This window comes from Micromonospora sp. NBC_01739 (assembly GCF_035920385.1).
Lineage (GTDB): Bacteria > Actinomycetota > Actinomycetes > Mycobacteriales > Micromonosporaceae > Micromonospora.
Window position 1 is genome coordinate 2,639,367 of the sequence record NZ_CP109151.1, and the last position, 14,375, is coordinate 2,653,741.

The following is a 14,375-nucleotide window of genomic DNA, read 5'->3' on the forward strand; positions in this document are numbered from 1 at the left end:
CTGACATAGATTCGAACGACGATATACGAAAGATCGACATACGTGCATGAAGAAGGATCGTCGTACTGTTGGACGGCTCGGCCTCGCACTTTCCGTGGCCACCTCCGCCGACGCCGTCCCCCGGGGCCGCTCACCTCGCCTCAGACTCGGCCTCTTCGGTGTAGAGGGCTCGATTGAGGCGTCGGTCGCCGCCACGGTTGTGTCGGTGTCGAGTGGTGTTGCCGGATGAGGTCGGTAGCGGTGATGCGTCGGCAAGGGCGGCGAATGCGACCTCCGAGCGGATGCGTCACCGCTTCCACGCCAGCGACAGTGAGGCGGACCCGGCCAGTAGCGGCTCACCAACGCCGGGAAGTACCAGCACCTCCGGCGGGCAGGGCAGACGCTCGCCGAAGACGGTGTCGATCTGTATCTGGCCGTCCGGTACTTCCGGTGCGGTGAACGGAACGACGAGGTGGCGCCCGTCGGCGCGTTCGTAGGTCCAGATCGCGGGCTCGGTGATCCGGTCTGGGTGCAGCCCCGGACCCGGGTCGACTCGGACCGCGTTCTTGGCGTCGTCGAGCCCTGCCTGGGCGTTGGCGCTGCCGCTGTCGCTGTCGCTGGTGATGATGTGCGGGAAGTGCATGCAAGTTCTTTGAGCTGCCTGCGGGAGGTGATGCCGAGCTTGCGGAAGATGCTGCGCAGGTGGGCTTCGATCGTGCGCGGCTCAGGAACAGCTGTGCGCCGACCTCCGGGAGCTCGCTCCGGTGGCGACCAACCGGGCGATGTGCAGCTCATGGACGGTGAGCGCGTCGGTCGGCTGAGCGGCGCGTTTTCGTGGGTGTTCACCGGTGGCGCGTAGTTCGCGGGCGGCACGCTCGGCGAACGCCTCCGCACCCATTCGGACAGCAGCTCGTGGGCGGTGCGAAGTTGTTCGCGGGCCTCCCGACGGAGGCCCTCGCGGCGCAGCCACTCGCCGTAGACGAGATGGGTACGAGCGAGGTAACCGCCCATCCGGCTGTGCTTGAGCTGCGCGATCGCCTCGCGGTACTGATCCTCGGCTGCCGATCCGGTGCTCGTGAACGCCTCTGAGCGCGCCGCCATTCGTATGGTGGCCCGGGCCGACGGGTGATGAATACCCCCGGTATCTGTGGTCTCGGCGATCTGCCGTTGCGCGTGGGTGATGGGCCCGGCCGCCAGGGCCGCGTTCGCCGCACCGAAGGTCAGCGGTGCCTGCTGTCTGAGTTCACCCGCTACGCTTCACCGCCCCACCCGCCGCCGTCGCGGCATTCCTGGCCGACGCCGTCGGCTGGCGTTGGGCATTCTGGCTGCTGGCTCCCCGCCCGATGCTCGGGACGCTGGCCATGCGAGCTTTCGCTCGGCGACCGGTGCCGGCCTGAGCACGTAATGCTCAACCGGTGTGGCGTGTCCGATCCAGCTTCCAGCGCACTTGGAATGTCAGCGCCGCGGCCATCAGCACCGCCGGGACCACGGTGAAGCCGATCAACAGGGCGGTGTGGGCGGACTCCGGCTGCGTCACGGTCTGCCCCTCGGTGGTGGAGATGAAGCCGCCCAGGGCGAGCACGGCCGAGTACACGTACGGGCCGATTGCGGTGCCGGTGGCTTCGGTGGCAGTCCAGACACCGGTGTAGGCGCCGGCCCGGACGGTACCACGCTGCTCGGCGGCCGCGACCGCATCCGGGACCATCGAGAACGCGAACAGCTGCAGCCCGGCGAACGCGATGCCCAGGACGCCGACCACCGCGACAGCCGGCCCGGTGCCGTAGCCGAGCAGCGGCGCCAGCGAACCGGCCACGAAGACCGCCTGGCAGATCAGCAGGCCACGCTGCTTGCCGATGCGCCGGGACACCTGCATCCACATCGGGCCGGCGACGACCGCTGGACCGAGGAACGCCCCCATGAACACGGCGGTCAGCCCAGAGTTCTCGAAGACGTACTTGGTGTAGAACGGTAGCGCTGCGAGGAACAGGTGAGTAGTGGTGCCGGTGAACAGGTAGGACAGCACCAGCGCGCGGAAGTCGGGGTCCCACCAGGCGACCGCGATGTCACCGATGGTCGAGTGGGCCGCCTGCTGGTCGGGCGTCCGGAAACCGGCGTGGGCGGTGAGACGCCGTACCCCGGTCAGTGCGACCAGCCCGGAGATCACCATGACGCCGCAGAGCAGCAGGGCCATCCGGCCGTAGTCGCCGCGCTGTCCCGACTCCACCAGCGCCGGTGCGGCCACACCGGCACCAAGCAACCCGAGGGTGAGGAAGAGCATCCGGAACATGAACACCCGGGTGCGCTCGTGGTACCCGACTCGAAGATCGGACGGGGTGGTCAGGTAGGGCACCTGGAAACACGCGAAGAGCAGGTTGCCGGCGATGAACCAGCCGCCCACCCAGAGCGCCGCCGATGCGCCGGAGAAACCGGCGGGCACCGAGAACATCGCCACCATGGCCACCGGAAGCAGCAGACCGACCCGCAGCATGCCGAGCCGGTGTCCGCTGCTGCGCGCTTCCCGGTCGGATCGGCTGCCCAGCATCGGATGCACGATGATGTCGATGATCTTCGGCAGCAGCAGGGTGAGACCGGCCAGGAACGGCGAGACACCGAGCGTATTGGTGAGGAAATAGAGCAACAGCAGGCCGGGAACGGTCACCCAGACGCCCATCCCGACCGAACCGGTGGCGTACTCGATCAGGTCACCTGCCCTGGTCCGCACCTCGCCCGCCGCCCCACGCAGCGCCGTCATCGGGTCGCCTCGTGCCGTGCGACCACACCCGCGGCCAGCTCGGCGCCCTGGAACGCGCCGGAGCGGACCCGGCCGGCGAGGGTGCGCGCCACGATCCGATCGGTCAGCGCGGGCAGGTGACGGGCCAGGAAGAACTCGACCGCGCCCCGCCGGGTGGTGGGTCGATCACGGCGAGGACGACGACTGAGCGCGGCGCGCAGCACGGTCCGGACCACCCCGTCCAGCGGCTCGTATCGGCTCATGCCCTCCAGCGAGAGCCCGGCCGCGGCCGTCGAGTCGTGGATCGGGCTTCGTACCGCCGACGGGTACACGCAGGTGACGCCGACATGGGTGCCGAGCTCCAGACGCAGCGCGTCCGCGTACGCGACCAGGGCGCGTTTGGAGGCACCGTACGCAGCGGCCAGCGGCAACTGCATGACGGCCATCCGCGAGCTGAGCATGACTATCCGGCCACCAGAGGCGACCAGCGCGTCCACACATGCGGCGGTGACCCGCCAGGTGCCCAGCAGGTTGATGTCGAGCTGGCGGCGTACTTCCGCGCCCGGCGCCAGTTCGGCCGGGGCGGGCCCACCGATCCCGGCGTTGTTGATCAGCAGGTCGAGCCCACCGAGCTGGTCAATTGCTCTGCGTACCACCGCCGGCACCGCGTCGTCGTCGGTGATGTCGCAGGCCAGGACCCGGACCGGGTCATCGGCGCGGGGGGCCAGGTCCAACCCGACGACCTGGGCCCCCAGCTCGTCCAGCCGGGCACAGATGGCCCGGCCGAACGTGCCGGAGGCACCGGTGACGAGGACACGCAATCCGCGGGGGTCTCGGGCGCTCAAACCACACTCTCCTCGGCGGTGAAGGTGCGTCCGCCCCGGGCGAGGCGATTCCGGCCAGCCGCGATCTCCCTGGGCAGGTCGGCGACGTACCGGTCGAAATCGATACGCATGTGCGGCCGCGCGTTCGTGCCCCACCGCTCGATGGCGGCGCGCAAGGCTCGCTGCACGGCGTGCCGCTGTTCGTCGATGCCGGGCAGGGCATAGCCGCCGGAGAGATACGCGGCGACCAGTTTGGCCTGGACCTCCACGACCGGCAGAGCGGCACCGGTGGACTGCATCAGGCCGACGAATGCCAGGCTGGGGTCGTCGAGATGGAAGACCCGCTGGTACAGCGGCAGCTGCTGGGGGTCGGGGCCCAGCCATTGAGGGGACAGGAACGGGATACTCACCCGGTACCCGGTGGCCCAGACGATCACGTCGACCGGGTCGGCGCTGCCGTCGGTGAACATCACCCGTTCCCCGTCCAGCCGTTCGATGCCGGGACGTGGGGTCACCTCGCCGTGGGTGAGCCGGTGCAGGATCGTGTCGCTGATCGTCGGATGGTTCTGGAACAGGCCACCGGCCGGGGCGGGTAAGCCGTACCTCTGCGGGGTCCCGACGGCGAGCCGCAACAGGGTCTCGGCGATGCGCTGCCGCAGCCGCCACGGCAGGGCGGCGAGGGCACCGCCGGTCGCGTCGGCCGGACGGCCGAACAGGTACTTGGGGACGATGTGGACGCCGCGCCGGGCGGAGAGCAGGACCGGCCCTCGAGCGACGTGCGAGGCGTCCACCGCGATGTCCATGGCCGAGTTGCCCATGCCGACGATCAGCACCCGCCGATCCCGGAAGACGTCCGGAGTGCGGTAGTCGTGGGCGTGCATCTGGGTGCCGTGGAACGTCCCCGGATAAGCCGGATCCGGATAGCGCGGATGCCAGTTGTGGCCGTTCGCGACCACCACGGCGTCGTACCGCTCGATGTCACCGGACTCGGTCGTCACCGCCCAGAGCCGGTCACGCTCGACGCGGGTGACCGTGCTCCCGAACCGGATGTGCGGAATGAGCCCGAACGACTGCGCATAGTCGGCCAGGTAACTGGCGACGCGACTGGCCGACGGATAGTCGGGCCAGTCCGCCGGCATCGGAAAATCCGCGAACTCGGTGCGGCGTTTGCTGGTGTTCAAGTGCAGGGAGGCGTACGCCGGAGACAGGCCGCTGCTGTTGTCCCTGACCCACAGGCCACCGGGCCGGTCACCCTTCTCGTACGCCACCACCGCACAACCGGCGTCGAGCAGCGCCTTCACCGTGGCGAGACCGGCTGCTCCCGCACCGATCACCGCCACCCGACTCGAAGAAACGGCCATGGTGCTCCTCGACGGTTGTAGCTTCCGCCAAACCGTAGGGCCTGGCACGGGGGCGAATACATGGCGTGGACCACGCAGTTTCGGGTTCTTGTTGTAGCGCACCACAACGGCGGGGAGCATGGCAGGATGACGCATCCGGACGGCTGGACGACGATGGTGGACCTGATCGAACGCGTCGTGGGCGATGACGAACTGCTGCCGTCGGTGGTCGCCGGAGTCCGTACCACCGTGCGGGAGGTCTCCGCACTGCCCACCTCCGACATCGCCGGGCACACCCGCGCTCTGCTGGTGGCCGCAACCCGCGCATTGGTCGCACGGCGCGGCCCCACCGAAGCTGAGCTGTCGTTCGTCGCGGACCTCGGTGTCACCCGTGCCCGGCAGGGCGTGCCGATCGAATCGGTGCTGGGCGCGATCCACTTCGCCGAGCGCGCGATCTGGGCCCGGGCCCGGGAACTCGCCCGGGACCAAGGCGTCAGCGCCGAGCAGCTGCTGGACGTCCGGGACCTTTACGACGACTGGGCCGAGGCCGTCCGGGCCCGACTGATCAGCGCGCATCGGGCTACCGGAGCCAGCACGGATCCGCTTCCCGGGAGCCGGGACACGGCACTGCTGCGGCGGCTGCTCCAGGGTGGTTCGGCGGCCACGCTGGCAGCCGCCGAGGCCGGTCTTCCGGTCACCGACGGGCTGTGGGTGCTCGTCGCCCGGCCCGGGGAAACCGCCGCCGGCATCGAACGAGCCGTACGCGAGCACCCGCCGGTGCTGTGCGCAACCGTGGACGACCTGATGGTCGGAGTCCTGTCCCGGGCTCCGTCCGCCCGCCTGAAGGAAATCGGGGCCGTGGCAGGGCTCGCCGGTCCGGCCGAACCGGAGAAACTCGCGCCGGTGCAGCGGCTCGCCACCGCGGCCCTGACCGCCGCCGAGTCCACCGGCCGCACCGGACTGATCCACATTGCCGATGTGGCCTGGCTGGCGGCGTTGACCGAGCGGGCAGACCTGGCAACGGTGCTGCTCGACCGGTACGCGCCCGCTTGGGCGGCACTCGGACCGACTGCCGAATCGGTGGCGCACGCCGTGCTCGCCTGGCTGGAGAGCGACCGCGATGTCGACCTCGCCGGGGCGAGACTTTTCGTGCACCCCAACACGGTTCGCAATCGGGTCCGGCGCTTCGCCGCCGTCACCGGCATCGACCCGGCGGGCACCTTCGGTGCCATGACCGCCTGGTGGCTTTGCCGAACCTGGCTGCGCGACGCGACCTGATCCCGCACCGTGCGGAGTTTGTCCAGGCTGGTCGCCGAGCGCGGCGGTGACGCGATCGCGGATGGTCGGCCGGGCCGGCAGTGGTCACTCGACCTCCCGGATCGGGTGTTGCTGGTCGCCGCGTACTGGCGCACGAACCTGACGATGCGGCAGATCGGCCCGCTGTTCGGGGTGTCGCACTCCGCAGCGCACCGGGTCATCGACACCCTCGGCCCGCTGCTCGCGTTGGCCCCGGTGCGCCGACGTCGGGTCAACCAGATCACCATCGTCGACGGCACCCTGATCCCGACCCGCGACCACCGGCTGGCCGCGCCGAGCAAGAACTACCGCTACAGCACGAACGTGCAGGTCGCCATCGACGCCCACACCCGCCTCGTCGTGGCCCTCGGCGACCCGCAACCCGGCAACCGCAACGACACCATCGTCTACCGCACCTCCGGCATCGACGCCAAGCTGGCCGGACGACCGGTCATGGCCGACGGCGCCTACCGAGGCAACCCCGAGGTGATCATCCCCTACCGCAAACCAACCGACGGCAGCGAACTACCCGCCTGGAAAGCCGACCTGAACAAGCAGCACCGCACCGTCCGAGCCCAGGTCGAACACGCCCTGGCCCGCATGAAGTGCTTCAAGATCCGGCGCGACTACCGTCGCGCCGTCCACACATTGACCGACACCGCATCCGGCATCGCCCACATCCACAACATTATCCTCGCCGGATGACACCAGCACCGTTGCCCGGCAACGCCTTCACCGAGTTACGAGACGTCATTCAGCTCGGGTTTTCGGGGGTAAACGGGGGGCGCCATCACCACGCCGCACAGCATCGTGGCGACCCAGCACCAGCCCAGCCGGCGACACGACGAACCGACCGGCTCATCCCGGTCCTGGAACGCCTCGCCGCCCACCCGAACCGGCAGCACACATCCCCAGCACCCAACGATGCACACCGATGACAAACTTCAATGCCACACCCGGTAAACGGGGGGTTTTCGGGGGACGGTTCAAAACCTCATAGAAGAAAGTCGAAGCCCTGACCGCGTTTCCGCAGGTCAGGGCTTCTCCTCTGTCGGGACGGCCGGATTCGAACCGACGACCCCTTGTAACGGAACGTAGCCATTCCAGACTTGTCACTGCTTGCCACGAATGGGCGTTGACCTGCAGAGACTGTGTCGATCACTAGTCTCGCCTTGTCACTGATTGTCAATCATCAGCCGGGGTTTTCGGGGGTAAACGGGGGGCGCCGTCGGCACGCAGCACGGTCATCCACACCATGGCAACCCTACGCCAGCCCATCGGCGACACGAAGCCGGACCGGGGCCGCAGCGCCGACCAAGTCGAACCGAGTCCGATATAGCAGGGATTCGGGACTCCACTCTCTGCCCAGATCCGTCACCGGCACCGAAGACGGACTTACACACGTCCCACCCGGCGATCGAGCCATGGGAGTTTGCGTCGGAGGCCCAACACGAACCAAATTCCCATATCCGCCAGTGGCTGATATGGATGTCATGTTGGCATAGCCACACGTGCCGGCCACCCGAAAACGCAGGCTGTTGCCCTGCCGGGGGCACGCAACTTTTCAAGATCACCTGGCACGCGATCTCGTTCGGGGCCGAACTAGGGTCGATGGTGATGGTTGGTATGCCGTGGCAGTGGATAGCCGCCGCGCGCCTGGCCCACCGCCGATTGGTCGGGCGCTGAATCTCCCTGGGCCAAATGCGAGCGGTGAATGTCCAGTCCGCCGGTTGTCGTGTCATCCGAGCCGCGATCAGGACCGGCTCGGCGGCCACGAGCGAGAAGCCCTGCCGCCAGTCACCGATTTGTCCAGCAGCATCTCCATGGGGCGTCCGTCGTCCTCCGCCTCGCCGGCCACCCACATGAGACGCCGGAGATCTGGCAGGGCCGGGCCGCCGCCCGGCCCTGCCGGCGTGTGCCTGCGTTCAGGACAGCACGCGAGGAGGCTCTATCGCACGGCAGCAGAGACGCGTACGCCGGTCAGCAGATCGCACAGCTGCGGCGGGCAGGCTGGGCCGGACCGGTACCGTGATGCTCGCTGCCCAGCTGCCCTGGCCGTACGCGTCTTGGCCGTTGCGCAGCGCCAGCGCGTCCGCGTCGTCGAGGATCGCCGCAGCGTACCCGGCGATGGACCAGTGCACCAGGTCGCTCGAGCGCATGATCGGGACGCTCGGCGCGAAGTACATCGTCGTGCTGACCATGTAGTAGTACCGGCCGTCGAAGACGACGTCCGGGTCGGGCACGTCCGCGAAGATGACAGGGTTGGTGAAGTCTGCCCCGCCCCGCCGTCGCGGATGTTCACGTTCGGTCGGTCCATCAGCGCAGCTCGAGCGCCACGGTGACGTAGGAGTGGGCGGGCAGGTCGACCTCGAGCCCCCGGGGATGGGGGCCCACGCCGGCATGGTCGGTGGGGGCGACGGCGTCGAGCTGCTCGGGGATGTTGTGCGCGTCGAGCGCGGTGGCGGTCAGCACCCGCGCGGTGTGCCCGACGACGTCGCGGCCGCGCAGGTCCAGGACGAGGGTGCGGTCCGTCTCGGCGTCGAGGTTGGACAGCGAGACCAGGGCGGTGTCGCCCTTGACCGACGCGGACGCCGAGACCAGCGGCAGCTCGGTCGCGTCGACGGCGCGAGTCTCGACGTCGCGCAGGTGAACCGCGAGGGCGGCGGCATCGTGGTGGCCGGTGTTCATAGCGAAGACGTGGTACGTCGGGGTGAGCACGAGCGCCCCCGTGTCGGGGTCGGTGAGGATCATGGCCTGCAGCACGTTGACGGTCTGGGCGATGTTCGCCATGACCACGCGCTCGGCGTGCCGGTGGAACGCGTCGAGGTGCACGGAGGCGACCAGGGCGTCGCGCAGCGTGTTCTGCTGGTACAGGAACCCGGGGTTGGTGCCCTTCTCCACGTTCCACCACGTGCCCCACTCGTCCACGACCAGGCCGACCTTGCGGTACGGGTCGTAGCGGTCCATGACCGTGGAGTGCCGGGTGAGCAGCTCCTCCATGCGCCGGGCGCGGGCCATGGTCACGTACCACTCGTCGGTGCTGAACCCGGTGGCGTCGCCCTTGTCCGACCACGACCCGGCCATCGTGTAATAGTGCAGCGACACGGCCTGGAACGGGCCCGCCGACCCGGCCGGGTCCGCCGCCAGGTCGTCGAACGAGCGCATGAGCGTCTCGGTCCAGTGCAGGTCGGCCTCGTTCGCGCCCGCCGCGATCCGGTACAGCAGGTTGCCGCCGTGGTTGCGGCAGTAGGTGGCGTACTGCCGGGCCAGAGACGCGAACTGCTCGGCGCGCAGGTTGCCGCCGCAGCCCCACGCCTCGTTGCCTAGGCCCCAGAACGGCACCCGCCACGGCTTCTCGCGCCCGTTCGCCCGCCGCAGCGCCGCCATCGGTGAGTCGTCCGCCCGGGTCAGGTACTCCACCCAGTCCGACATCTCCGCCACCGACCCGGACCCCACGTTCCCCGACACGTACGGGTCCGCACCGAGCAGCTCGCACAGGTCCATGAACTCGTGCGTGCCGAACGCGTTGTCCTCCACCACGTCGCCCCAGTGCGAGTTGACCATCCGCGGGCGGCTCTCGCGCGGGCCGATGCCGTCACGCCAGTGGTAGTCGTCGGCGAAGCAGCCGCCCGGCCAACGCAGGTTCGGGATCGAGATCGCCCGCAACGCCTCGACCACGTCCGAGCGGATGCCTCGCACGTTCGCGACCGGCGAGTCCTCACCCACCCAGAACCCGCCGTAGATGCACCGCCCCAGGTGCTCGGCGAAGTGCCCATACACGTGCCGGCTGATCGTGGCGCCGGGCAGGTCGAGGTCGATCACTGCGGTCGTGGTCGTCGTCATTGTCTCCCCATCAGTTGCGTGTTCCGTCATTGCATGCCTCAGCGAGGAGCTCGCGGAAGCCAGACCCGCATCGGGCCGGGGGCGCGGTTGCCCCAGGTCGAGAACGGGATCGCTGTCACCGTGTGCTCGTCGACGAGCTCGGTGGCGGTGTCGGGGTCGTAGAGGCCGGTGCCGCGTCCCGGTGATCGGGGATGCGGGGACAGGCGCGCAAGGCGGACGTGCGCCCATAGGTGCTCGACATGGTTTCCTTCGACCGAAACGGGCTAAACGGTGCGGGTGGTTGCACGGCCCTAAGCCCCACCGCGGGTGGAGCCACGTACCACGAGACGGACGGGCGCGACGACGTGCTCGGCCGGGCCGGTCCAGCCCGCCATCTGCCGGTGCAGCAGACCCACCGCGGTCTCAGCGACACCTTCATGGTTCGCGTCGACGGAGGTGAGGCCGGGCGGGACGAAGCTTGACATGTCGAGGTTGTCGAACCCGGCGAGCTGGACGTCGGTGGGCACCCGGAGCCCGCTCTCTGCCAGGGCCGCGACCGCGCCGAGCGCGACGACGTCGGTGACGGCGAAGACGCCGTCGAAGGGCAGACCGGACGCGATCACATCGAGCAGGGCATCACGTCCGGCCGCCGACGTGAACGTGGAGATGGGCACCACATAGCGTGCGTCGACATCGAGGCCGGCATCGCGATGTGCGCGCTCCCAGCCAATGCGGCGGTCCGACGTCATCATGTGCGCGGTGTCGAACGTGCAGCCCAACCCAACGATGCGCCGCGAGCCGTGCTCGATCATGTGCGCCGTCGCGAGGCGGGCGCCCTCTTCGTTCGCCAGCCGCACGTGGTTGAACCGGTCGGGCACGTCACGCTCGCCGAGCAGCACGATGGGCTTGGCGGTACGCACGCGGTCCAGCTGGTCGCGGTCGAGTCCGACGACGGACAGCAGGACGCCGTCGTAGAGCTGGAGTCGCGCGACGCTCAGCGCCGCCATCTCATGCTCGGGGCTGCCGCTCGTCCGCTCAAGGACGAGGTGCCGCCCCTCGGCCTCGATCAGCGGCGCGATCTTGTCGGAGACCTCACCGAAGTAGTCGTGGAAGCTCGGCACGATGAAGGCGACGGTGTCGGTCCGTCCCGCGCGCAGGTGGCGCGCGGTCAGGTTGACCTCGTACCCCAGCGCCTCGACGGCGGCCATGACACGGGCGCGCGTCGGCTCGTTGACCGGGAGGCGCTCATTGACGACGTTCGAGACGGTCATGACCGAGACGCCCGCCTCACGGGCGACGTCCGCCATCCGCACCACATATCCTCCTTATCGCGGCATTCTGCCAGCTCAGCAACGTCGTCTGGCGAGAAGCCCGCCACCCATCCACACGCCGGGGCGGGCCTTGACGCAACACGATCGACTCTCTACTTTAACGCTAAAATCCCGCTCAATATGAGGACGCCAAGCCCCAGCTCGCGTCGATATACCCACGAATTCCAGTCGAGGACGACCGGAACTGTTCTCAAGGGAGAGCCCTCGGTGCGTACCACAAGAACGAAGTTGTCAATTGTTGTCCTGGCTGCAGCCGTGTTAGTGGGACTTGTCGGATGCACCTCTGCCGACAACCCCGAAGACGACTCGGGAACGCTGACCCCCAGTGACCCCACGACGTTCACGGTCTGGATCACGTCGGCCCAGCAGGCCCCGGCACCCGAAAACAAGATCACCAAGCTGCTCAAGGACAAGCTCGGTGTCACCCTCAAGTACGAGATCGTCACGCCGGACAACGAGGACCAGAAGATCGGTGTCATGCTCGCCGGCGGTGAGTTCCCCGACCTCATCGGCACCGGCGACCTGAAGCAGCGTCTCCTGCAGGGCGGCGCTCTGCGGCGCCTGGACGACATGCTGGCCAAGGGGGATTACCCCAACATCGCCGAGCACGTCAAGGACGACATCAAGAAGATGAGCTACTCGGGCGACGAGGTGGACAAGGGCCTGTACATCCTCCCGAACTACAACCGCTTCTACGGCGACATCACGGGCGGCGTCTACTACGGTCCCGCGTTCTGGATCCAGAAGCGTGTGCTCGCGGACGCCGGCTACCCGGACCTCAGCAACATGACGCTCGACCGCTACTTCCAGCTCATCTCGAACTACAAGGCGAAGCACCCCCAGACCGCCGGCGCCCCGACCGTCGGCTTCGAAATTCTGGCGTCCACGGGCCGTGAGTGGGGCATGACTAACCCGCCGGCGCAGCTGGCAGGCTTCCCGAACAACGGTGGCGTCGTCGTCGACAGCAACAACAACGCGTCGATCTTCGCCGACAAGGACATCGCGAAGAACTTCTACAAGGTCCTCAACCAGCAGTACAACGCGGGTATCGTCGACCCCGAGTCCTTCACCCTGACGTTCGACCAGTACACCGCGAAGCTGGCCACCGGCACCGTCCTCGGCATGCACGACCAGGGCTGGAACTTCCAGACCGCCACCCAGTCGCTGCAGAGCGCCGGCAAGGACGAGTACACCTACGTGCCCCTCATGCCCGTCTACGACGGGGTGACGCCCTGGTACGCCGACCGCCCCGTCATGAACACCAACCAGGGGTTCGGCGTCTCGGTCTCCAGCAAGCAGCCGAAGAAGGCACTGAAGTTCCTCGACATCATGCTCAGCGAAGAGTGGCAGAAGACGCTCTCCTGGGGCATCGCTGGCGAGGACTACCAGGTCGGCGCCGACGGCATCTTCTCCCGCACGGACGAGCAGCGGAAGAACTACAAGGACCTCACCTGGCGTGCCTCCAACCGTCTCGATGCGCTGCTCGACATGCTGCCCAAGCGCAACGGCAAGTTCTCCGACGGCAACGCCTACAGCCCCGACGACCAGCCCGCCGAGTTCTACGCGACGCTGAGCGACTACGACAAGGACTTCATGGCGAAGTACGGCAAGAAGACCTGGCTTGAATTCGTGAACAAGGCGCCGGAGAACCCCAAGTACTACCCGGCGTGGAACCTCACTCTCTCCGACGACGCCAACCAGGTCAACCAGCAGCTGACCGACACCAGCGTGCAGAAGCTGCCGGGGATCATCGCCGGCCCGCCCGCCGACTTCGACAAGAACTGGCAGGCCTACGTCGACTCCATCCGCAAGATCGACGTCAAGGTGTACGAGGACGCAGTCACCGCTGGCATCAAGGACCGTCTGGCCAACTGGTAACAGTCTGCGAGCAGTCGTGGGGGGGGGCGTGCGCCCCCCACCACGACGCGTTCTCGATTACCACCCACTGCTCCTGACGACGAGGTTGGACAGATGACGGACGCCACGGTCGGCATCCCCGTGACCGCCACCGGGCTCGAACCGGCCCCGGAGCCCGCGAGCAGTTCGCGTGCCCAGAACCGCAAGGCCCGAAAGAATGCAGCGAAGGATCCCAAGCGCAAGATCACCTGGGACCTGGTCTGGGCGCAGCGAGCCCTGCTCGCGATGGCCGTCCCGCTGCTGCTGTACCAGATCCTGTTCAAGTACGTCCCGGTCTACGGCTGGGCGATCGCCTTCCAGGACTTCAAGCCGGCTCGCGGCAGCAGCCCCTGGCCGGGTCCCCGCAGCCTCTGGAACCAGCAGTGGGTGGGCCTCGAGAACTTCCACAACCTGTTCACCGGTGTCATGGGTGAGCGGTTCATCCGGGTCGTGATCAACACGATAGGACAGTCGGTCCTGACCCTGACCGTCGGTACCCTCGGGGCAATCGTCCTAGCGCTGCTGCTGAACGAGGTCAAGAACCTGCCGTTCAAGCGAGTCCTTCAGAACATCACCTACATGCCCCACTTCCTCAGCTGGGTGATCGTGGCGAGCATGGCATCGGTGGCGCTCTCGCTGCCCTCCTCCGGCGGGTTCATCAACCAGGGCCTCATGAACCTGCACATCGTCGACCAACCGGTCCTGTTCCTGACCGAGCCAAACTACTTCTGGGGGATCGTCGCCGGGACGAACCTGTGGAAGGAACTGGGCTGGAACACGATCATCTACCTGGCCGCGATCACCGCGATCGACCCGAGCCTGTACGAGTCCGCCGAGGTCGACGGAGCAGGCCGCTTTCGCAAGATGTTCAGCATCACGCTCCCGAGCATCAGGCCCACGATCGTCGTGCTGCTCATCATCAACAGCGGCTGGATCCTGTCCACGAACTTCGAGCTGCCGTACTTCCTCGGCAACGGCCTGGTGTCCGACAGGTCCGAGACCATCGACGTCTTCGTGCTGCGCTATGGCTACGAGCTGGGCAACTACAGCCTCGCCATCGTCGCGGGCATCTTCAAGACCATCGTCGCCGTCATCCTGGTGGGCGCGGCGAACCAAGCGGCCAAGCGCCTCAACCAAGAGACGCTGGTCTAGGAGG

The 14,375-nt window shown here is 67.8% G+C and carries 11 protein-coding genes and 2 pseudogenes; 4 read left to right on the top strand and 9 right to left on the bottom strand.

Features of this window, described 5'->3' with window-relative positions; all coding sequences use genetic code 11:
- Window positions 1–160 precede the first annotated feature (160 nt).
- The 5 genes and pseudogenes from OIE53_RS28445 to OIE53_RS11690 all read right to left on the bottom strand — a co-directional run.
- Window positions 161–286, bottom strand: a pseudogene (locus OIE53_RS28445) (transposase); the annotation flags it as partial.
- Complete coding sequence (locus OIE53_RS28450) at window positions 287–622, bottom strand: hypothetical protein (protein WP_393339553.1); 336 nt, start codon at window positions 620–622, stop codon at window positions 287–289. It abuts the pseudogene before it with no gap.
- Between the two features lie 765 nt (window positions 623–1,387).
- A complete protein-coding gene (locus OIE53_RS11680; protein ID WP_327026630.1) occupies window positions 1,388–2,731 on the bottom strand; it encodes an MFS transporter in 1,344 nt (447 codons plus the stop codon).
- Complete coding sequence (locus tag OIE53_RS11685) at window positions 2,728–3,555, bottom strand: SDR family NAD(P)-dependent oxidoreductase (protein WP_327026631.1); 828 nt, start codon at window positions 3,553–3,555, stop codon at window positions 2,728–2,730. The genes OIE53_RS11680 and OIE53_RS11685 overlap by 4 nt, the downstream gene beginning before the upstream one ends.
- Window positions 3,552–4,895, bottom strand: a complete 1,344-nt coding sequence (locus tag OIE53_RS11690) for a flavin-containing monooxygenase (RefSeq protein WP_327026632.1) — start codon at window positions 4,893–4,895, stop codon at window positions 3,552–3,554. The genes OIE53_RS11685 and OIE53_RS11690 overlap by 4 nt, the downstream gene beginning before the upstream one ends.
- Window positions 4,896–5,021: 126 nt before the next feature.
- On the opposite strand from OIE53_RS11690, the gene OIE53_RS11695 reads away from it, so the two are divergent.
- Complete coding sequence (locus tag OIE53_RS11695) at window positions 5,022–6,152, top strand: PucR family transcriptional regulator (protein ID WP_327026633.1); 1,131 nt, start codon at window positions 5,022–5,024, stop codon at window positions 6,150–6,152.
- A 12-nt stretch (window positions 6,153–6,164) separates the two neighbouring features.
- Window positions 6,165–6,875, top strand: a pseudogene (locus OIE53_RS11700) (transposase family protein); the annotation flags it as partial.
- Between the two features lie 1,220 nt (window positions 6,876–8,095).
- Here OIE53_RS11700 and OIE53_RS11705 read toward each other — a convergent pair.
- The 4 genes from OIE53_RS11705 to OIE53_RS11715 form a co-directional block, all read right to left on the bottom strand.
- Complete coding sequence (locus tag OIE53_RS11705) at window positions 8,096–8,572, bottom strand: family 43 glycosylhydrolase (protein ID WP_327026634.1); 477 nt, start codon at window positions 8,570–8,572, stop codon at window positions 8,096–8,098.
- Window positions 8,487–10,013, bottom strand: coding sequence for an alpha-N-arabinofuranosidase (locus OIE53_RS11710; RefSeq protein ID WP_327026635.1), 1,527 nt, complete (start codon window positions 10,011–10,013; stop codon window positions 8,487–8,489). Before OIE53_RS11710 ends, OIE53_RS11705 begins: the two co-directional genes overlap by 86 nt.
- Before the next feature lie 38 nt (window positions 10,014–10,051).
- Window positions 10,052–10,132 (bottom strand): hypothetical protein, encoded by an 81-nt coding sequence (locus OIE53_RS28455; RefSeq protein WP_353505311.1) that lies wholly within the window; start codon window positions 10,130–10,132, stop codon window positions 10,052–10,054.
- Window positions 10,133–10,303: 171 nt separating this feature from the next.
- Window positions 10,304–11,299, bottom strand: a complete 996-nt coding sequence (locus OIE53_RS11715) for a LacI family DNA-binding transcriptional regulator (protein ID WP_126713122.1) — start codon at window positions 11,297–11,299, stop codon at window positions 10,304–10,306.
- Between the two features lie 231 nt (window positions 11,300–11,530).
- Between OIE53_RS11715 and OIE53_RS11720 the strand changes: the two genes are divergently transcribed.
- Entirely contained in the window at window positions 11,531–13,201 is a 1,671-nt protein-coding gene (locus OIE53_RS11720) for an extracellular solute-binding protein (RefSeq protein ID WP_327026636.1), read from the top strand.
- Window positions 13,202–13,294: 93 nt separating this feature from the next.
- Complete coding sequence (locus tag OIE53_RS11725; protein WP_327026637.1) at window positions 13,295–14,371, top strand: ABC transporter permease; 1,077 nt, start codon at window positions 13,295–13,297, stop codon at window positions 14,369–14,371.
- Window positions 14,372–14,375: the final 4 nt, after the last annotated feature.